Source organism: Paraflavitalea sp. CAU 1676 (genome assembly GCF_029223285.1).
GTDB lineage: Bacteria > Bacteroidota > Bacteroidia > Chitinophagales > Chitinophagaceae > Paraflavitalea.
In genome coordinates, this window is record NZ_JARHUJ010000014.1 from 1 (window position 1) to 20,860 (window position 20,860).

At 50.4% G+C, this 20,860-nt stretch carries 16 protein-coding genes; 12 read left to right on the forward strand and 4 right to left on the reverse strand.

The window, feature by feature from the left end:
* Positions 1–161: 161 nt before the first annotated feature.
* Entirely contained in the window at positions 162–1,850 is a 1,689-nt protein-coding gene (locus P2H89_RS34190) for a RagB/SusD family nutrient uptake outer membrane protein (protein ID WP_275835852.1), read from the reverse strand.
* Between the two features lie 11 nt (positions 1,851–1,861).
* Positions 1,862–4,876 carry a SusC/RagA family TonB-linked outer membrane protein gene (locus P2H89_RS34195; protein ID WP_275835854.1) on the reverse strand — a complete coding sequence of 1,005 codons (3,015 nt, stop codon included), beginning with the start codon at positions 4,874–4,876 and terminating at the stop codon, positions 1,862–1,864.
* Positions 4,877–5,424: 548 nt separating this feature from the next.
* Here P2H89_RS34195 and P2H89_RS34200 point away from each other — a divergent pair.
* On the forward strand, positions 5,425–6,156 hold the full coding sequence (locus P2H89_RS34200; RefSeq protein ID WP_275835856.1) for a hypothetical protein: 732 nt from the start codon (positions 5,425–5,427) through the stop codon (positions 6,154–6,156).
* 100 nt (positions 6,157–6,256) lie between these two features.
* Here P2H89_RS34200 and P2H89_RS34205 read toward each other — a convergent pair whose 3' ends face one another.
* Positions 6,257–8,326, reverse strand: coding sequence for a family 10 glycosylhydrolase (locus tag P2H89_RS34205; protein ID WP_275835858.1), 2,070 nt, complete (start codon positions 8,324–8,326; stop codon positions 6,257–6,259).
* A 290-nt stretch (positions 8,327–8,616) separates the two neighbouring features.
* Between P2H89_RS34205 and P2H89_RS34210 the strand changes: the two genes are divergently transcribed.
* From P2H89_RS34210 to P2H89_RS34225, 4 genes are all read left to right on the forward strand, one after another.
* Positions 8,617–10,260 (forward strand): PLP-dependent aminotransferase family protein, encoded by a 1,644-nt coding sequence (locus P2H89_RS34210; RefSeq protein ID WP_275835860.1) that lies wholly within the window; start codon positions 8,617–8,619, stop codon positions 10,258–10,260.
* Positions 10,261–10,412: 152 nt separating this feature from the next.
* Positions 10,413–11,345, forward strand: a complete 933-nt coding sequence (locus tag P2H89_RS34215) for a haloalkane dehalogenase (protein WP_275835862.1) — start codon at positions 10,413–10,415, stop codon at positions 11,343–11,345.
* Between the two features lie 210 nt (positions 11,346–11,555).
* Complete coding sequence (locus P2H89_RS34220; protein ID WP_275835864.1) at positions 11,556–12,971, forward strand: GDSL-type esterase/lipase family protein; 1,416 nt, start codon at positions 11,556–11,558, stop codon at positions 12,969–12,971.
* A 150-nt stretch (positions 12,972–13,121) separates the two neighbouring features.
* Positions 13,122–13,844: an SMUG2 DNA glycosylase family protein gene (locus P2H89_RS34225; protein WP_275835866.1), complete on the forward strand. Its 723-nt coding sequence runs from the start codon at positions 13,122–13,124 to the stop codon at positions 13,842–13,844.
* A gap of 203 nt (positions 13,845–14,047) precedes the next feature.
* Here the strand turns inward: P2H89_RS34225 and P2H89_RS34230 are convergent, their stop codons facing one another.
* Positions 14,048–14,677 carry a Crp/Fnr family transcriptional regulator gene (locus tag P2H89_RS34230; protein WP_275835868.1) on the reverse strand — a complete coding sequence of 210 codons (630 nt, stop codon included), beginning with the start codon at positions 14,675–14,677 and terminating at the stop codon, positions 14,048–14,050.
* 114 nt (positions 14,678–14,791) lie between these two features.
* Here P2H89_RS34230 and add point away from each other — a divergent pair, with 114 nt between their 5' ends.
* From add to P2H89_RS34265, 7 genes are all read left to right on the forward strand, one after another.
* Positions 14,792–15,835, forward strand: coding sequence for an adenosine deaminase (gene add, locus P2H89_RS34235; protein ID WP_275835869.1), 1,044 nt, complete (start codon positions 14,792–14,794; stop codon positions 15,833–15,835).
* Positions 15,836–15,970: 135 nt separating this feature from the next.
* Positions 15,971–16,606 carry a Crp/Fnr family transcriptional regulator gene (locus P2H89_RS34240; RefSeq protein ID WP_275835871.1) on the forward strand — a complete coding sequence of 212 codons (636 nt, stop codon included), beginning with the start codon at positions 15,971–15,973 and terminating at the stop codon, positions 16,604–16,606.
* Between the two features lie 106 nt (positions 16,607–16,712).
* Positions 16,713–17,504, forward strand: a complete 792-nt coding sequence (locus P2H89_RS34245; protein WP_275835873.1) for a sulfite exporter TauE/SafE family protein — start codon at positions 16,713–16,715, stop codon at positions 17,502–17,504.
* An 81-nt stretch (positions 17,505–17,585) separates the two neighbouring features.
* Positions 17,586–19,004, forward strand: coding sequence for an MBL fold metallo-hydrolase (locus P2H89_RS34250; RefSeq protein ID WP_275835875.1), 1,419 nt, complete (start codon positions 17,586–17,588; stop codon positions 19,002–19,004).
* 15 nt (positions 19,005–19,019) lie between these two features.
* A complete protein-coding gene (locus tag P2H89_RS34255; RefSeq protein ID WP_275835878.1) occupies positions 19,020–19,592 on the forward strand; it encodes a YeeE/YedE thiosulfate transporter family protein in 573 nt (190 codons plus the stop codon).
* Positions 19,593–19,595: 3 nt separating this feature from the next.
* Positions 19,596–20,090 (forward strand): DUF6691 family protein, encoded by a 495-nt coding sequence (locus P2H89_RS34260; RefSeq protein WP_275835880.1) that lies wholly within the window; start codon positions 19,596–19,598, stop codon positions 20,088–20,090.
* Positions 20,091–20,184: 94 nt separating this feature from the next.
* Complete coding sequence (locus P2H89_RS34265) at positions 20,185–20,715, forward strand: dihydrofolate reductase family protein (protein WP_275835881.1); 531 nt, start codon at positions 20,185–20,187, stop codon at positions 20,713–20,715.
* Positions 20,716–20,860: the final 145 nt, after the last annotated feature.

Here is a 20,860-nt window from a genome sequence, read left to right on the forward strand (position 1 = left end):
CCACAAAAACAATACTAAAACAACCCTCAGTCACGTCTTTTTATACAGTGCTTTTGTGGATAAACCCCACCTAAAAACTGAAAACGAAAAAGGGTGCCTCAAATTACTTTTGAGACACCCTCTCTGTTTTTGTTACAGGAACTACTTACTTATTCAACGTCTTAGTAGCTGTCATTTTGTTTCAGGTATCCCGGAATGTTAGCAGCAGCGTCGATGGCTGTTTGCGGGATCGGGAAGATCCGTTTCTTGGGATCGGTGTTGCTCTTTTCTGTCCAGGTGCCTTCGTATTTGCCAAAGCGGATCATATCTGTTCTGCGCAGGCACTCCCAATAGAACTCGAAACCACGTTCCCTGAAGAGAATGTCGAGGCTCATCGCAGTGAGGGCGGGCGGAACCTGGCGAGCGGTACGTGCGGCCCTAACCACGTTTACGTCGGCCAATGCACCAGCGGCATCATTGCTCTTACGCAACTTTGCTTCTGCACGCATATGATAGATGTCGGCGAGGCGGAGGATTACGATATTAGCTTCTCCAAAGTTGCGGCCGCTCACTGATTTGCGGCTGAACTCATATTTCGACACGCGATAGCCCGAGGGGTAGTTGCTGCCTTCTGTCGTGAAATCTACTTTCTCGGTAAAGATCACCGGCAGGGTAGGGCGGCTGCGTGTATCATGTACGAGCGCCCCGACTTTCATATTCCCATTGGTACATTTTACGAAAACACCGCTTTTGCGGATGAGTCCGTATTGCTGTCCACGTAGAATACCGCGGTTGATGCGGAACTGCGCGGCAGGTACGCAACTATCGGCAGGATTGGAATAGATAGACAGGTTCTCTTTGTAAAAACGTGGATCAGCTACTGCTGGATCGGTAGCGCCATAGGCATTCACCCAGGAGCGATAGAAATCCGACGTGATGGCCGGCCCATCGGTACCGTTGGCATTCACGTAATCGGGCAGGGGAAACTGATCGCCCGAGAGGGAGAAATAAGCCATCCGGTTGTGACCATTCAATTCAGCACGCTGGTCTACCGAAAAGATGATCTCCTTGTTGGTGTCATTGTTATCGTCGAAGATGGAGAAGTACTCAGCCGACAATTGATACTTGTTTCCTGCGATGATCTTATCGCAATACTCGATTACCTTGTCCATATCAGCTGGCGCAAAAGTGAATTGCGATGCATAGATGTTCTTGTGCACAGTGGCATTGAGATAAAGCCTTGCCAACAAACCCCAGCAGGCTTCTTTCGACAGGCGGCCCTGCGTAACATTGCTTTCGAGGTTGGGTTCCGCAGCCAACAGTTCGGTCTTGATATATTCATACGCGTCAGCTCCACGCAGGATCTTTGACACTTCATCGGGTTGGTCTTTTACATACACCAGTCCGAACAGATCCAACAGCATCATATTGTAGTAAGCGCGCATGCCTTTCGCTTCTGCGAGGAAGGTTTTGGCAGACGGATCTTTGGCGGTAGGCAATGCATTGAGCGCCGTGATCGACCTGGAAATTGATTGGGTGATGAAGTTCCAGGTGTTACGGATATTCTGATCGGTAGTGGTAAAGTTGTGGGAGTGCATCGCAATGTAGATACCGTTATCGCCCCAATCGGTACCGCCGCGGTAAGGCAGGATGGCCTCGTCGGTCGATATCTCCTGCAGGGTGAGGTAGTTGGTGTGCAGGAAGATATTCGGCAGTTGTGCGTACACCGGTGCAATGATGCCTTCGGCGATCTGCTTATCGGTTTGCCCGATGCCCGATGTTTCATCCAGGATCTTTTCGTTCAGTTTGGTACATCCTGTACCGGCTGCCAGGGCAGCTATCAGTGGAAGTATATATAGTTGCTTTTTCATGAGAGTTCGCTTTAGAATGTTACGTTAATGCCAACAAGGAATGAGCGTGCTTTCGGATAAGTAAGGTAATCGATACCATAAGAGGATACGCCTCCATCCTGGCGGTCTATGTTCACTTCAGGATCATAGCCATCATAGGGAGTGATCACGAACAGGTTCTGACCAGTGAGTGATACGCGGATGTTCGATACCCATTTTGACAGACCGATAGAAGAAGGCTTAAGGTTGTAACCCAGGGTCAGGTTGTTGAAGCGGAAGTAATTGCCATCTTTTACATAACGGGAGGAGATGGGGGCATCGTTGGTCTTCGCTTCTTCGGGATACTTGGTGGCCTCGGCAGTGGTGTTTACGCCTTTCGACAGCAGCAGCTTGTAGAAGTTGGCGTTGGCGGTGTTGTCGTAGATCTTGTTGCCGGAAACACCGTTGAAGTTGGCCGCGAGGTCGAAGCCTTTATAACCCAGAGTAAGGAAAATGTTATAGGTCTTATCGGGCAACGCAGTACCGATGGCTACGCGGTCGTAGTCGTTCACCAGTCCGTCTTTGTTCACATCGCGGTAAGCGCTTTTGCCGTTGGCGTCGAAACCAATGAATTCCTTGAGGTAATAAGTACCGATCGGTTCGCCGTTCACGTATCCATTAACCGGCGAGCCAGTCAATCCGGCACCTTGTGCATACCCTGAAGCCAGCACCGAGTAGGGGGAGTTTTTCACCTTGTTATCGATGAAGGTGATGTTACCGCCTATGCTGTAGGTGAATCCGCTGCGGGTAGAGTTGCGGTAGTTAAGATCCAGTTCAACCCCCTGGTTGATGATGTTCATGTCTTTCACATTGGTCCAGGTAGTGGTGGCTGGTTGAATGGGGTCCGAAGGAACGATCACCAGCAGGATATTACTGGATACTTTGCGGAAGTAATCGATCGTACCGCTCAGTTTTCCCCTCATCAACTCAAAGTCAACGCCGATATCGGTTTGTTGTGAAACCTCCCATTGAATATCGGGATTAGCAAGGCGGTTATAAGTGGTGCCTGCCGGATAGGTTGTTGAAGCGTTAAGCGGATAACTAGTGGTACCTGATACAGTAGAGGTGTACAGGGCCTGGGTGATCTTGGCGGGGATCTCCTGGTTACCGGTTTGTCCCCAGCCTGCGCGCAGTTTCAGACTGCTGAAGGGCGAGTTCTCCATGAATGATTCCTGTGATGCGATCCACGCTGCCGAGAAGGAGGGGAAGTAGCCATATTTGTTATTGGAACCAAACTTGGATGAGCCGTCTGCACGCAATGTGGCAGTGAGCAGGTAGCGGTCGTTGTAGGTGTAATTCACCCTTCCAAAGTATGATTGTAACTCATTGATGGTGGCAGAGCCGCCGGGTTTGTTTCCGGCGAGTGTCAACTCCTGACCCAGCCCCGGATTGTAAATAGGTTCGATATCGGAGATGGGGAAGTTGTTGATGCTGGTGTTCCTGTTTTGTATGAATATCTTTTGATAAGAGTAACCGGCCAGTGCTGTCAACTTACTACGGCCAAACGCAGTGTTATAAGTAAGGTAGTTTTCAAGCAGGTGGTTGCGGTTAACGGCGTTGTAGGTTTCAAGACGGCCCGGGCGCAAGGGAACAGTATTGGGCAGTGATTGAATATCCCTGGTGCCGGTTGAGTTGTCGATACCGAAGTTGATCTTATAGACCAGTCCTTTGAAGATGGTCAGCGACCCGCTGATATTACCCAATATGCGGTTGATGTTGGTAATGTCCTTTTCAAGCGCGAGGGTGGTGAGCGGATTGGTGCCGTTCTGGAAAGGGTAGGGCTTGCCATCGGCGCCATAAGCTGGCAGCGTGGGGTTGGTAGAGATAGCGCCACCGATGAGGCCACCGATAGATGGGCGCGTGTTGGCGGTATTGTTGGCACTCAGGTTCACTTCGATCAGCAACTTATCATCCAGCATTTTCTGGGTGAGGTTGATGCGGCCTGTATAACGTTTGATCTCATTTCCTTTGAGGATACCCTGTTGTTGTTGCATGCCCACTGAACCATAATAGGTGAAGCGGTTGGTGCCGCCAGCCAATGCCAGGTTATGGTTTTGCGTATAGGCTGTACGGGTAACTTCATCCTGCCAGTCGGTGCTGCCTTTGAAATCTTCGACGGTACCGCCGAGGGCTGTAACCTGTGCTTTGTATTCTTCGGTAGAGAATACGGGCAATTTGCGGGAGATATTGCTCATGCCACCATTGAAGGAATAGGTAGTGGTGCTGAGACCGGCCTTTCCTTTCTTAGTGGTTACGAGGATGACGCCATTGGCGCCGCGGGCTCCATAAATGGCGGTTGCCGATGCATCCTTCAATACGTCCATCGATTCAATATCCTGTGGGTTGAGAAAGGCGAGCGGATTGGTAGCGCCGCCGGTAGAGGCATTATCGAGGGCTACTCCGTCCACTACATAGAGTGGCTGTGCATCGGCACGGAGACTACCGGGGCCGCGTACAGTGACCTTTTGTATACCTCCGGGTTCACCGGTAGAAGAGGTCACGTTTACGCCGGATACTTTGCCTTGCAGCAATTCTTCGGGCGAGTTGATGATACCGCGGTTGAAATCGGCTGATTTTACTGATTTAACGGAGCCGGTTACGTCTTTTTTGGAAGCCCGGCCATAACCTACCACCACGACTTCAGCAGCGGTGTTGGAAGCTGCGATCTCCAGTTTTACCTCGAGTGTAATGTTGTTCGATGCATCGGGCTTTGCATTGATCACTTTTTCTGCAAAACCTACGTGCGAGAAGGTGAAGTTGTAGGAGGCTGATGCGTCGAGTCCTTTGAATTCAAATGCTCCTTTGATGTCGGTTTGAACTGATCTTTTAAACGATGTTTTTTCGCTGGCTATTACTACGGTTACTCCCGGCATTGGTGCGCCAGTTTCATTCTGGACAATTCCTGTAGCAGTAGCCTGGTTGGTTTGGGTAAACGCAGTCGCGTACATGATGAGGTGCAGCAATAGCAGTCCACCCCACATGGTTACCCGTGGGTTGATGAGTTTCATTTGGCGTAAATTTTAATTGAGTTGCAAAGTTGTTAGAAAATCAGAGGGTAGGGATCGTTTAAGGATTATCAATGCGTTAAGTTAATGAGAACTAAATATGATCTTTTATCTTATTGCGAAACCGGTTTCGTGTAATGTTGACGAGAACGTTGAAATGTACATGTCGCCTGCTTTTGGCGCATTCGAAAGCCAGGATTTCTGGCTGTCTGTATGACTTATCCGCGTGCTGTACTAGTGGTATAGGTGAGGTATTCACGTAGGCTTCTCTGGTATTATACCGGAGGGCCTATCAAACTATACTAAGCACTGTGTATACTTAGTATGGTTGCAGAGAAGTTCCAGTGGAGCAGCAGGCGGGTATCCATGAACTCCACTACTACTATCCATGAATTATGCATGAAGCAGGGGTTCTGTAGGTGCTCTGTAAGTGCTCTGTAGTTGCTCTGTAGGTGCTCTGTAGTTTTTAATATATTATGTTTGAAAATATGTGTTTTGGGCCTTAAATTAGTAGTGTCGATCCATTTTTCTATCTATAAAACCAAACACTGATGCCTAAGAGAAGAAAGAAGTTTAAGAAGATGCTGCCGAGTGAGCGGCCTCCCTGCCCTGACCCCGGGCGATACACCTGGGTTCAAAAGCGAAATGGCCAAGGATATTGGCGCTTGAACCGCGGTACCGTTAAACCAGCAACGTTGAATGCGGTTTGCCGGCTCAATGCCGACAACACAGCGATCACCAACCAGGCCGCTAAACGTGTATTGGCTAAGCTGATCCCCTTTACGTTGCCCTTATTGATCAGGAACTCCGTTTCGTATATCGCAGGGTCTTTCAAACGCTCCTTACTGGTGAGCGAAAAGATGAACTATAGCGACCTCGTCGATTTTGATTTCCAGGAAGAAGATTATGCATTCAATTCGTTGGTAAAGGGACGCTATCAAATTGCGATCATCGACGATATGCTGCACCTTTCCATTGGTCTTGGCAAAGGAGCGGTTAAAAGACATAGTAAGCTGGCGGAAGGGTATTCAGTGGAGTTGATCATATTGTTTGGCGATCCGGCTAGCGATAAAACCCTGCGGGTGGATAGTACGGCTTCGGAAGTATATGAGTTTGATGATAAGGATAATCCGAAACTATTCAATTGTTTGTTGTCGCTGCAGCTGCCGGCTAAGAAGCCGTGGATGGCCATGTTGAAAGTGAGTTGTGCGGGCAGGTATGTCGATGAGGTCGCCAAATACCATGCAATGAAAGTGGTGAAGGTGGGAAATGGATTTGGTTGAGGGGTGCTTCGTGGGGTAACCTGAAACAGGGCTTGCGGGATCCTGCGCGTGCGAGCGGGCATCGTTGGGCTGGTGGTTTGTGAGGCCAGGTACCGGGGAACTAATTGTTAAGCTCCTTTACTCTCGTTTTGATATATCCGTTTTGCAGGTACTGATAAAGGTTCTTGCCGGGGCAATCGGTCTTGGTGGAATGGTCTTTGTGCGAAGCAATCGTTTCTAAAGGAATATTGTATTGCTGCGCGCACCAGGCTATGAGTTTGGTAAGGGCATCCAGTTGTTTTTGTGGTACCTGTTGTTCCTCGAAATTGCCGAGGCAGGAGATCAGTAAATGCCCTGCGGGATCGTATTCTGTAGCGGTTTCTCCCACGGTGTATACATTCCTTCCTTCATAAATAGTTCCGTCGGGTGCTATGAGGAAGTGGTAGGGTATATCAGTCCAGTTCCTGTCTTTACCCATACCCCAGGTTTGCACGTTCTTAATATGTTTTGCCGCGTCTTTGGTGCTATCGAAATAAGTGCCTTCATGGTGGATGGTGATCTTTACCGGTGTGTGGGTGCGAAAGGGTTTCGCCGCAGCGGCCTGCCATCCCGTGCGGGGCACGATGATGGCAGATGTATTGATGAATTTAATATTGTTCTCTATTTCTTTGGCAGGGCTTTCATTGCCAGTGCGGTCAACGGCCGTTACTTTGATATGCGTGGGCATGCTCTTATCGGTATTGGCTTCTACTAAGGCTGAGCGGTCATTGCGGTTCAGTATCTGGTATTTCCAGACATCATTACCGAGGCGGTCTTTGTATTTAGCATAAACGACATAGTGAAACACATCTTTGTCGTCGGGATGCGTCCAGCTTACTTTGATGGCAGCGCCCAGTTGATCGAGGGTGACGACGGGGGCATCGGGTGCTTTATCGTCGAGCCAGGGGCTGGATGGGATGAGCGCCTGTTTCTTATAAGGGCCATTGATGAGCCCGTTGGTCATGTTGGGGCTCTTGGTAAGCTGCGAGATGCTCCAATGGATGGCACCCGTGCTGTTGGGAAGCATACCGCGGGTGGTCATGATCTGCCCGATGATCTCGCTAACGTTGCGTGCGCTGGTATCGGTACCTACGCTCATGCCGGGCCACAGGTGACGGTTCATGGTGTTTTCGCCAGCCCACCATCCCAATAATACCGGGAAGCTTTGTTGCAGGCGGCTGATGGGCCAGTAGAGTTGCGGTGAGAAATAATCGATCCATCCTTTGTTGAGCCAGAGTTTGGCATCGGCATACAATACACTGTACTGATCGAACCCGGCTACGTATTCGGGGTATCCCGGGCGCCAGATGCCGAAGGGGCTTAGTCCAAACTTCACGTGTTTCTTTTCGGCCTTGATCTCTTTATACAGTCTTTCGATGAATACGTTGACGGCATTGCGGCGCCAGTCGCCGCGTTCCAGTTGGCCGCCTGCTGCTTTATAGGCTGCATAACTTACGCTATCAGGGAAATCGGCTCCGTTGTTATAATCGGGGTAAGGATAGAAATAGTCGTCGAAATGTACGCCATCGATATCGTAGCGTTTCACGATGTCCATTACAACAGCGGTGGAATGATCCTGCGTTCCTTTGAGGGCGGGATCGAACCACCAGTAATTACCTTGCTTGAGCTTAACAACGAGTTCGGGTTTCTTTTTGACGATTGAGCTATCGGTTACTTCGCCGCCAACAGTATGATGGGCGCGATAGGGGTTGAGCCATACATGCAGTTCGAGGCCGCGATCGTGTGCAGCATCTACCCAAAACTGCAGGGGATCGTAATAAGGGCTGGGTGCTTTGCCTTGTGTGCCGGTAAGATAATAAGACCAGGGTTCGAGTGAGCTTTGGTACAGGGCATCGGCCTGCGGACGCACCTGGAATACGACGGCGTTGAAATTGTTGGCCTTCAAATAGTCGAGCAGGGTGATGGCTTCCTGCTTTTGCTGATCGGTGGTGAGGCCGGGTTTGCTGGGCCAGTTGATATTGGCTACGGTGGCTACCCAGGCGGCACGGAATTCGCGCGATGCTTTGGGAGCGGCGCCCGGTGCTGCGTTGTTGGTTGTTAATTGTTTTGTTGTGGGTTTGGACGATGAGCAGGCCTGCAATACCATGATGGCTAGCAGGACGGTCAAAAAGGATAATAATCTGTTGAGCATAGTGCAGTTTTGTAACGCTGTTTTTCTGTGTGGCCTTAAAGATACAGGTACGGGGAAAGGAATGGTGTGCAGGCGGCTTAAAATCCTCTAAAACTTGTTGTTGTTTGCGGGAATTGGCCAGCGGCTGTTGCAGGGGAAATCATTTATGCGTGAAGGGCTTCATGAACCGGCAAATGCAGTGCATGAATTCAGGCGGTTAGGTCGAAAGGATGAAAGGCCAGGACTCTTACAATTTGGCGATTTTGAACACTCGTAGATAAGTAAGTTGTTGTGTAATTTAGTTATCGATTATGGCAAAAGAATCAGCAGAGATACATATTGCGGGCATCGAATTGGTGCGTGAGTCGGCGACGCCCTTATACAGTCAATTGTTTGATCAGTTGCGGGCGATGATCCTGAGCGGACGCTTACGTGCCGGTGAGCGGTTACCTGCGGGCAGGAGCCTGGCGAAGGAGCTGGGTGTTGCGCGTGTGATCGTTACGCAGGCTTATGAGCAATTGATGATGGAGGGTTATGTGAGTGGCAAAACGGGGGCAGGTACTTTTGTGGCCGATCCCCTGCCCGAACATTTGCTGCAGGCCAAGCCGGTAAAGAGGCCGGCGAAAGGTATGGCGGCGCAAGCCGGTGGGCGTACAGCAGCAGTGGGTGGAATAAGTGGAACGGAGTTGGGTGGAGTGGCGCCGGGTGGTTCCGTGAAAGGCGGGCCGCGCATGGCGGAAGTGAGTGGAACAAGTGGTGCCGGACCAGGTGGTGTAACGACCGGTGCGAATGACGTAAAAACGATTTATGGTCAGGAGAAGATCGATCACCAGCCAGGCGGACGTATCGGCACTGTACCGTTCCAGATCGGGATGCCTGCACTCGATAAATTTCCCTACAAGGTGTGGCAGCAGGTAGGTAACCAGGTATTGAAAGATCTTAAAGTTGCCCATTTGGGTTATGAGGATACGCTTGGCTTCTGGAATCTGCGGAAAGCCATTGCGGCTTACCTGCGGATAGCACGCGCCGTTACCTGTGAGGCTGAACAGGTGATCGTGGTAACAGGTTCGCAACAGGGACTAAACCTCATTGTTGCCGCCCTATTGAATGCCGGCGACAAGGTGTGGATGGAAGACCCGGGGTATCACGGTGCAAAAGCTGCTTTTAAGCAGGCAGGAGCCCAGCTTTGTCCGGTGCCCGTGACGCAGGAAGGCATCGATGTTGACTATGGCATCCAGCATTTCGCCAATGCGAAGATGGCGTATGTGACGCCGTCGCACCAGTTCCCGATGGGCTACACCTTATCGGCTGCCCGGCGTACCCGGTTACTCGCCTGGGCGGCGGAAAGGGATAGCTGGATTCTGGAAGATGATTATGACAGTGAGTTCCGGTATGAAGGCAGGCCCTTGCCGAGTTTGCAGGGCATGGATGGTCATGGCCGGGTTATCTACACGGGTACTTTCAGCAAAGTGATGTTTCCCGGTATGCGGCTCGCGTATATCGTGTTGCCGTCGGTGGAGATGGTGGCCAGGTTCAGGAAGCTCAAGGACAACCTTGACCGGCAATCGCCCGTGATGGAGCAGCTGATGTTGTGTGCCTTTATGGAGGGAGGATATTTTCTGCGGCACATCCGCAAGATGCGGTTATTGTATGCCGAACGGCAACAGCAGTTACTGCGATTGTTGAAAAAGCATTTGAAGGGTAGTCTGCAGGTTCATGCTACGCCCTCGGGCATGCACCTGATCTGCTGGCTGCCGGAAGGGATCGATCTAAAAAGATTTAGGGAGGCAACGAAGCGGGAGCAGGTGGCAGTGTCTTTTGTGAGTTCTTTTACGCTGCAGCATGCGTTGCGGCCTGCGATCATGCTGGGTTTTACAGCTTACACGGAATACAGGATGAAGCAGGCCGTGGAGCGGTTGGCGGCGTGTTTAGAAGAGGGAGTGAAAGGGGAGTGAAGGTGAGGGGGAGTAGCCCGGGACTTTGATTGCTGTGGCGGTCGAGCGCCTTTTTGAATTGGTCTTAGCGCTTTGATTAAAATGGACCCAATGGGGGTGGCCGATGGCTATTAGTTTTGTTTCATCATTCCGAAAAACAAAAAAGTATAGCCATGAAATCTTCTTCTTTAACCGCCGGTGCTTTGACCGGTGAGCCTTCCGGCATCATTGCTGCGAACGATCCGCATCCACGCAAGCGCATAAAAGTGCTGGATACCGAAATGAGTTATGTCGATACAGGGGTCGGCGAGCCCGTCGTTTTCCTGCACGGTAATCCTACCTCTTCTTACCTGTGGCGCAATATCATTCCCTGGCTCAGCAAGTACCGCCGTTGCCTGGCGCCCGACCTGGTGGGTATGGGGCAATCTGCCAAGTCGCCCCGCAAGGCCTATCAGTTCACCGACCATGCCGCCTACCTCGATGCCTGGTTTGATGCAGTAGGGCTCGATAGGAACGTTATCCTGGTGTTGCACGACTGGGGTTCGGCCCTCGGATTTTATCGTGCCTTCCGCTTTCCCGATCAGATAAAAGGCATTGCCTACATGGAAGCGATCGTGCAGCCCAGATTGTGGAGCGACTTCCCGGCAGGGCGCGACGCCATCTTCCGCAGCCTGCGCTCCGACAAAGGCGAACAAATGGTGATCGAAAACAATTTCTTCATTGAAACCGTTTTGCCCAAGAGTATCCTGCGCACCCTGAGCGCCGAAGAGATGGACGCTTACCGCGCTCCGTTTGCCAACCCCGCCGACCGCCTGCCTACCCTGATCTTTCCGCGTGAAATACCTATCGAAGGTGAACCGCCGCACATCGTTTCTATCGTTGAGCAGTACGGCCAATGGCTGGCTCAATCCAGTTTTCCCAAACTATTGATTGCTGCCGAGCCCGGTGCCTTGCTCGTAGGCCGTGCGCTGGAGTTTTGCCGCAGCTGGCCCAATCAGCGGGAAGTTTCGGTAAAAGGGATCCACTATATCCAGGAAGACTCGCCCGCTGAGATTGGCGAAGCCGTGCGAGAGTTTGTGTTGAATGATTGCGTGCAGGAGCGTTAACAGGCAAGCTAGTGAACAGGAAGGGAGCGTGGCGGCATGTAGTGGACCTGAAATAAGGAAGGATCTGTTTGATAGAACTAAGGTAGGGCTGGCAGTATGGATTGAGCCAGCGATGAGGTTGGTGATGTTAATGGACGGGGCGTGTTAATGGCTAATCGGGCTTATAATTTTGAATAAATAGGTTACTCTATATTCACGATCTTCGGTTCCATGAAAATGTTTGCCGCTTCCTTCCTCCTGTTGCTATGTACCATTCCTTGTTTTGCTATTAAGAAAATTGCCTGCATTGGTGCCAGTATTACCTATGGTCATGGCATCGATCAGCGTGAGCGCAATTCGTTCCCAGCGCAATTGCAGCAATTATTGGGTAGCGGATACGAGGTTGCCAACTATGGCGTAAGCGGCACTACATTGCTGCGCAAAGGCGACCGGCCTTATTGGAATACGCCGCAATACCAGGCTGCGCTGGCGAGCCTGCCCGATATCGTAGTGATCGATCTTGGCGGCAATGACAGCAAACTGGTAAACCGGGTTCAGGTGGCCGACCTGGAGCAGGACTATGCGGCTTTTATTCAATCCTTCCGTCAACTGTCTTCACGCCCGCGCATTGTGCTGTTGCTGGCGATCCCTTCTTTTCTTACCGATACTTCGCAGATCAATGACCGGGTGATCGTAAAAGAGATCAATCCCCGCATTCAACGCGTGGCTTTTGCCGAACAGGTAGAAGTACTGGATATGCATTCACTATTTGTTGATCAGGCTTCGCTGATGCCCGATAAAATTCATCCCACCGCAATTGGGGCGACCATCTTTGCGAAGCGTTTGCAGGAATTGATTACTGCGGAGCGCGATTTGCAGTTCGATGTGTTTTCCCATTTGCCAGAGCAGCGTAAGATTAGTTCGTTCCATGGATATCCCTGCGCCGATTTTTCTTACGCGCGTCGTGGTTGCAAAGTGGTGAAGCCCAAATGGACGGCCAGGAATAAGCCCTGGGTATGGAGAGCGCGGTTTTGGGGTCATGAGCCGCAGGCCGATATCGCTTTGCTGGAGCGTGGCTTCCATATCGTGTATTGCGATGTGGCAGAATTGCTGGGCAATACGGAAGCTATTAATACCTGGAATTCATTTTATGATCTGTTGACGAAGGCCGGACTAGCCCGTAGGACGATCCTGGAAGGGATGAGCCGTGGCGGCGTGTATGCTTTTAATTGGGCGGCTGCGAATCCCAAGCGGGTGGCGGGCGTATATGTCGATAACCCGGTGCTGGATCTTACCTCCTGGCCGGGTGGTTTGGGACGATATGCAGCCTGGCCCAAAGAAAAAGAACTGTTTAAAGCCGATTATGGATTGAAGAGCGACGAGGAGATGAAGGCGTTTAAGGGAAGTCCGATCGATAAAGTGAAGCAGATCGTGAAAGGGCATTATCCCATTTTCATTCTTTGCGCAGATGCCGACGAAGCAGTAGCGCCTGAAGAGAACACGATCCTGTTTGAGCAAAAAGTAAAAGCGGTAAAGGGTGATATTACGGTGATCTATAAGCCCGGGGCAAAACATCATCCGCATAGTTTGCCCAACCCCACACCGATCGTCGACTTTATCCTGAAGGCGGCGAAGGGGATCCGGTGAGGCCTGCTAAAGGTGGGGCGTTAAAGCGTATAGGAGCCAACTGCCGCGGATACCCGGGCAACTGGAATCGTGGAAGTTCTTTTTGTTGATAGGGACGCCAGTAAGGCTCTGTGCGAAAGATTGTATTTTCGCAATCCTAATTTTTTGCCGATGGCCAAGAAGAAATTACCGCTAACCACCACCTTCGCCGACCGAGTGATCGACTTCAACAAGCATGTTCATTTCGAGGGTAAACTGCCTGCAGGTATCCGGATCATGAATCCTTTCCGGGAAGACAAAAACATTCTTCCGCTTTCTTCCCTGTTCTATAAAAAATTCTACGACGACCATGAGATGCGCCATCTAATTCTTGGGATCAATCCCGGCCGGTTTGGCGGTGGTGTAACCGGGATTCCCTTTACAGACACCAAAAGGCTGAAACAGGAATGCGGTATCCCGTATGAAGGCAAGGAGACCCATGAGCCTTCTTCTGTTTTTGTATACGATGTGATCAATGCTTTCGGAGGCCCTGCCGCTTTCTACAAGAAGATCTACATCAATTCCATGAGTCCGTTGGGTTTTACTGCTATCGGCCCCAATGGTAAAGAGGTCAACTATAACTATTATGACAGCACCGCCCTGACCGACGCGGTATATGATTTCATTGTCGACAATATCCGCCAACAGATCGCCCTGGGCGTTCATACCGATGTATGTTTTTGTTTCGGCACCGGCAAGAATGAAAAGTTCCTGCGGCAGTTGAATGAGAAAGAACAGTTCTTTGGAAAGATCGTGGCGCTCGAGCATCCCCGCTTCGTGATGCAGTACAAGTTGAAGTCGAAGCAGGTCTACATCGACAAGTACCTGGCGGCGTTTGAGGAAGAGATGGGGTGAGAGTCATTGTGTAGGTGAGTGTTTTCTTGATTTGGGTCTCGTTATGCGGACGAGGCGTAAGGTGAGGCGGGTTTAGTTGGTGATGGATTGCGTTAAAGGCTGAGAGTAATGATTGCGGGACGGAAGCCTGGATAATTACAAGTGGCTTCTCCCTGTTCACTTATGACGTTCCTTTGCCAGAAAATGCTGTTTTGCTTGTAGCTTTAGCTTTCCTCAAACCGCTTCAGCAATAGGTCCAGCTCCTTTTTAGTGAGATGCAGGTCGAGGCTATCGGGTGGCATGAAATTCTTCTCTCTCAATTGTTTTAGCGTACGATTAAGACTTCGTACGGTGATGGCCAGGTAATCGGCGAGGTCCTGTTTGGACAAAGGCAATTCCTGGTGAGAGAAGAGCGACAGTAATTTCAGTAAAGTATATTCCAGTGGGTACAGCTGTTGATACGATACACGGATGGCCAGTTGGCTTACCCTGGTGGCCAGCTCCTTCAATAAGAGACGGTTAAAATCTTTGTTGTTGTCGATCAGCTGCCAGAATGTAGTGTGATCTGTTTTGAACAGGGTAAGTTCGGTAACAGCTTCCACCGTACTTAAGATCGGGGCACTGCGAAACAGTTCCAGCTCTCCTATCACTTCTCCTTCTCCAAAGAATTCGAGGATATAATCTTTGCCATTATCTTCAGTAATATAACACTTGGCAATGCCCTTTTTGATGAAGTACACCTGGCGGGCCTGCGCGTCCTGCCTGAATACCTGCTGTCCCGGCGTAAATACCTGCTGTGTCATTCCGGGCTGCCGGTCGATGAACTGTAACAAATCCTGGTTTGTACGTATCATAATGTCCGGGACAAATGTCCCACCTTTTTTGGTAGCGGCCAGTATTTTTGCACAGAAATTATGACTGTAATGAAGCTGATGAAAAGACTTACGGCGATTTCAACCCTTATTGTTATGAATCTTTCTCTCCAACAAGACGCCATGGCGCAAGGTAATGCCGCTCCGCCCTTCGCGGCGCTTCCCAAAGTAGAGTTGCACCATCATATGGATTGCTCGCTGAGCTACGAAGTGGTACAAAAACTCGCTCCCGATATTACTTACGAAACCTATCAGCGTGAGTTCATTGCACCGGCCAAATGCACCGACCTGGCTGACTATATCACCCGCGCCATTAAGGCGGTGAACCTGATGCAAACGGAAGAGCAACTGCGACTGGTGACCCTCGACGTGATCAGGCAATTGAAAAAGGACAATGTGATCTACGGTGAACTGCGTTTTGCCCCCTTGCAGCACCTGCAGAAAGGGCTTACCAGCCAGCAGGTGGTGCGCATCGTTAATAAGGCTGTGGAGGATGGAATGCGTGAAAACGGCATCGAGTTAGGCGTGATACTCTGTACCCTGCGTCATTATTCGGAAGCGCAAAGTATGGAGACGGTGAAATTGGTGGAACAATTCAAGGGAACGCATATAGTAGGGTTCGATATTGCCGCCGATGAAGCGGGTTTCCCGATCACGAACCATGTGGCCGCTTTTAAGTATGCCCATGAGAAAGGACTTCCCTGCACGGCTCATGCTGGTGAGGCCAAAGGAGCAGCCAGTGTATGGGAGACGCTGAAACATTTTGGGCCCACCCGTATTGGTCATGGTGTTCGCAGTTCTGAGGATGACTCACTGATGGCTTATCTCAAGAAGCACAACATTCATCTCGAAGTGTGTGCTACCAGCAATATTCAAACAGCGATCTATAATACCATTGCCGATCATACGGTCAATAAGATATATCAGTCTGGCGTATCGATGAGCGTCAATACGGATGCCCGTACTATTTCGAACGTGAGTTTGAGTTCGGAATACGAATTACTGCACCGGGTGTTCAATTGGGAGCAGGCGCAGTTCCTTCGCTGCAACCTCGAAGCGATCGACCATGCTTTTACCACCGATGCGGTGAAGCAGAAAATAAGACAGCAACTGCTGGCGGCTTACCGGCCGTCCAGGTAGCAGCTGTTTTCAGGCGAGTGTATAGCCATGAACCATTGATAAATATCAGCAACGTTGAATAGGCTACCCTTACGGGTGGCCTGTTTCGTTTTACAAGGACTCCTGGTGAGCGGCGGGCTTCTTACCTTTGACGCTATGTTGACTGCCAACGAATACCTCGATAGCCGGTTTCCTCAATTTGAGCCTGAACTGCGGGCGCTTCTTGCACAACATTGTGTAGTGAGGCCGCTGAAGGCTGGTGAAAAGATGTTGCAGACCGGACAATACTTCCGCTCTACCATGCTTGTTGCGGAAGGTCGCGCCAAGTTATACCGCGAAGGTGAAGAAGGGGGAGAGTTCTTTATGTATTACCTGGAGCCCGGCCAGGCCTGCGCGCTATCGATGGTGTGCTCCGATCGACAGCAATCGAGCGAAGTGATGGCGGTGGCTGAGGAGGATACTGTGGTACTGCTGTTGCCGCTCGACCTCATGGACGACCTGATGCGGCAGTTCCGGAGCTGGTATTATTTTGTGATCGAAACCTACCGGTCGCGCTACGAGGAATTACTGGTAGTGATCGATCATGTGATCTTCAAAGGTATGGATGAACGCCTCGAATTCTACCTCAAAAACCAATATGATAAGCTGCAAAAACGTGATCTCTCCATTACGCACCAGCAAATTGCCAATGACCTCAATACGTCGCGCGAAGTGATCTCGCGCCTGCTTAAAAAGATGGAGCAGCAAGGCCGCCTGGTGCTGCACCGCAACTACATAGAATGGCGGGGATAAGGTTTGGGCTGTTGGGAGGCGCTTGATAAGGCAGTGGTGGCTATGTGACTAAAGTCACTGTGCAGGTGCCAGGGTTTTGCCAATTTTGTGAGGTAAACAAAAGAAGATGATGGTAATTGGCTATTTCGCGGCAGGCTTGATTGGTGTTGCGCTTGGCTTAACCGGCGGCGGGGGCTCTATTTTGACGATGCCTGTACTGGTTTACCTGTTTGGCGTGAGTCCGGTCGTTGCCGCTGCTTATTCTCTCTTCGTGGTGGGCTCTACCAGCCTGGTGGGCGCTGCCGGTAAGATCAAAGAGCAGCTGGTGAATGCACGTGCGGTTACCTATTTTGGTCTTCCTTCCTTACTGGCTGTTTTTGTTACGCGCAAATGGATCATGCCTGCCCTGCCAGATGTTTTCTTTTATGCAGGTTCCTTCCCCTTTACCAAATCGCTTTTCACCCTGCTGTTGTTCAGCGTGCTCATGATCATGGCCGGTGTGGCTATGATCGCGAATAAAACGATGCATACAGACGATGAATCCGGTGCCAGTCCCTGGTGGCGGATTGCCAGTCAAGGGATATTTACCGGCCTGGTAACTGGCCTGGTAGGCGCCGGCGGCGGCTTCCTGATCGTTCCAGCGCTTATGTGGATGTTGAAACTGCCGGTTAAAACAGCGATTGGCAGCTCGCTGGTGATCATAGCCATCAACTCGCTGGCTGGTTTTGCCGGCGATTTGATGAATTACCCGATAGAATGGGGATTTGTGTTGCCAATTGCCGCTATGGCGGTGGCTGGTATCTTCATTGGTAACCGGCTGCAAAGGTTCATCAAGGCAGATGTGCTCAAAAAAGCCTTTGGCTGGTTTGTATTGGCGATGGGTATCTATATCATTATCAAAGAGTTGCTGTTTAAATAACGTATATGACGCAGGTCATGGTTTACCTGCCTGTAATTAAACAATTTTGTGGCTGAACCATTATTAATAAAAAGGGTCAATATGAAAATAGAGCAAATTTATACGGGATGTCTGGCGCAGGGCGCCTACTATATTCAGTCGGGCAAGGATGCTGCGGTGATCGATCCGCTGCGCGAGATCCAACCTTATATCACAAAGGCTGCTGCCAACGGCGCTACCATCAAATATATTTTTGAAACGCATTTTCACGCCGACTTTGTTTCGGGCCATATCGACCTGGCGAAAGCTACGGGCGCCACCATCGTATACGGGCCACTAGCAGCTCCTGCCTTTGCAGCGCATATTGCCAAGGACAATGAAGTGTTCAAACTAGGTGATATCACCATTAAAGTATTGCATACGCCGGGCCATACCATGGAATCGACCTGTTATCTGCTGGCCGATGAAGATGGTAAGGACACTGCTTTGTTTTCGGGTGATACTTTGTTCATTGGCGATGTGGGCCGGCCCGACCTGGCGCAGAAAGCAGCGCATATGACGCAGGAAGAACTGGCGAGTACCCTGTTCGATTCGCTGCGCTCTAAGATCATGCCCCTGGCAGACGATGTGGTCGTTTACCCGGCGCATGGTGCAGGATCGGCCTGCGGAAAGAACATGTCGAAGGAGACTTCTGATTCGCTGGGTCGTCAAAAACAATTCAACTACGCGCTGCGGGCAGATATGACGCGTGATGAATTCATTAAGGAAGTTACTACCGGTTTAATGCCACCGCCAGCTTACTTCCCGCAAAACGTGAAAATGAACCGGGAAGGCTATGAGAACATCGCCGATGTGCTGAAACATGGTACGCAGGCTTTATCGGTGGATGCTTTTGAAGCTGCTGCCAATGAAACCGGTGCTTTGATGCTTGACACCCGCGCTCCCGAAGTTTTTGCGCAGGGCTTTATTCCCAACTCTGTGAACATTGGTATCGATGGCAATTTTGCGCCTTGGGTAGGGGCGTTGATCACCGATATATACCAGCCTATTTTGATCATTGCAGAAGAAGGTCGTGCCGAAGAAGTGGTGACCAGGCTGGCGCGTGTTGGCTACGATCACTCTATTGGCTATCTGCAGGGCGGTATCGATGCCTGGCGCAAGGCAGGGAAGGAAGTGGATGTTATTGAATCCATCACGGCCGAAGAACTGGGAGCCCGACTGGCAAAAGTTCCTGGACTTCCTATTGCGGATGTGCGCAAGGAAAGCGAATATTTTTCCGAACATATTGTGGGTGCGGAAAATATGCCGCTTGATTATGTCAACGAACAGGTTTCGAAACTGGATAAGAACAAAACGACTTATATTCACTGTGCCGGAGGCTACCGTTCGATGATCTTTAATTCCATTTTGCGGGCAAGAGGTTTCGATAAGCTCGTGGATGTTAAAGGTGGCTTCAAATCGATCAAGGATAGCGGCCAGTTCCACATCACCGATTACGTTTGTCCTACGACAATGCTCTAAACTTTTAATGTACACATGAATCAATTCATTGAATGGATCAGGCAGCCCTGGCCCTGGTATGTGGCGGGCCCCCTGATCGGCTTAACCGTTCCTGCCCTGTTATTACTGGGTAACAAACATTTTGGTATTTCGGCCAACCTGCGGCATATCTGTGCGATGTGTTTGCCAGCCAATATCCCTTTCTTTCAATACAACTGGCGGCGCGAGGCGTGGAACCTGGTGTTTGTTGCCGGCATCGTGCTGGGTGGCGTATTGTCGGCCTGGTTGTTGGCCAACCCTGCCCCTGTGCAGGTCGATGCAGCGTTGGCCAGCGAACTGGCGGGTTATGGTATTACGAACTTCGATAGGCTGACGCCGCCGGAGATCTTCAGCTGGCCGCAGTTGTTTACTGCGCGTGGTTTGTTGATGATGGTGGGCGGTGGTTTCCTGGTGGGCTTTGGCACGCGCTACGCGGGTGGTTGCACCAGCGGCCATGCGATCACGGGCCTCAGCATGCTGCAATGGCCATCATTGGTGGCAACGGTGTGTTTTATGGTGGGTGGCCTGGCCATGGCCAATCTTATTTTACCATTCATTTTATCCTTATAAGTTATGCAATCGACTGTTGATACAGACTTTGAAGTACGCACGCAGGATACGGTATGTGTGAACGAATCGCAACTGACGCACAAATGGTATCACAATATCAAGTACCTCGTTGTAGGAATATTGTTTGGGATCGTTTTCGTGAAAGCGGAGATCGTGAGTTGGTTCAGGATCCAGGAGATGTTCCGTTTTCAGAGCTTCCACATGTACGGCGTGATCGGCTCGGCAGTGGTGGTGGGTATTATCTCTGTGTGGCTGATCAGGCGTTTCAATATCAAAACTATTTATGGCGAGTCTGTCGTGTTCCATAAAAAGCAATTCAATAAAGGACAGATCTATGGTGGCCTGCTGTTTGGTCTTGGCTGGGCGGTTACTGGTGCCTGTCCGGGTCCGTTGTTTGCACAGATCGGTACCGGCGCTACGGTGATCATCATTATGTTGCTGAGTGCGGTGGCCGGCACCTGGGTTTACGGGCGTTTTCGCGACAAGCTGCCCCACTAGTAACCTGGGCGGTACCCTGCATACGGTTCATTCATCTCGTTCCCGGCGTATTTATCAAATGCATTATTATTGGCCGCTTAAATAGTATAGCATCATGAAAAGACAAGTTGTTCTGTTCATCGCCATGAGTATCGATGGGTACATTGCCAAAGATGAAGATAATATTGATTTCCTGTCGATCGTTGACCGTCCGGGTGAAGACTATGGGTACCTGGATTTTCAGCAGTCTGTAGATACAGTTATCTGGGGCCGCAAAACGTACGACAAGCTCCTGTCGTTTGGTGTTGAATTTCCGCATAAGGACAAGAAGGTATATGTGCTGTCGAGGTCGAAGACAGGTGCCGATGAAAATGTACAATACTTCAATGCACCTATCAAAGACCTCATTGCGCTGATACGCGAGCAACCAGGCAAGCATATTTATTGCGATGGTGGCGGTGAGGTGGTGTTTGAATTGTTGAAAGAAAAGCTGATCGATAAGATGGTCATTTCTGTTATTCCGCACCTGGTAGGCAATGGTGTACGTCTCTTTAAAGACGGAAGACCCGATCAGGAGTTGACGCTTTTGCGCAGTATCAGTTATCCTTCGGGACTGGTGCAATTGTGGTACGATGTAAAAGGCTGATCGATATGATCTAAGCATAGTGAGCTGTCCGGAAACACCGGGCAGCTTTTTTTATGGGCGTTGTGTAAACGTTTATTGGAATGGGCTAAGAATGAGCCAATTGCAAAGGTGTAAAATATTTTTGCCTGTTACCTGTAATATTTTT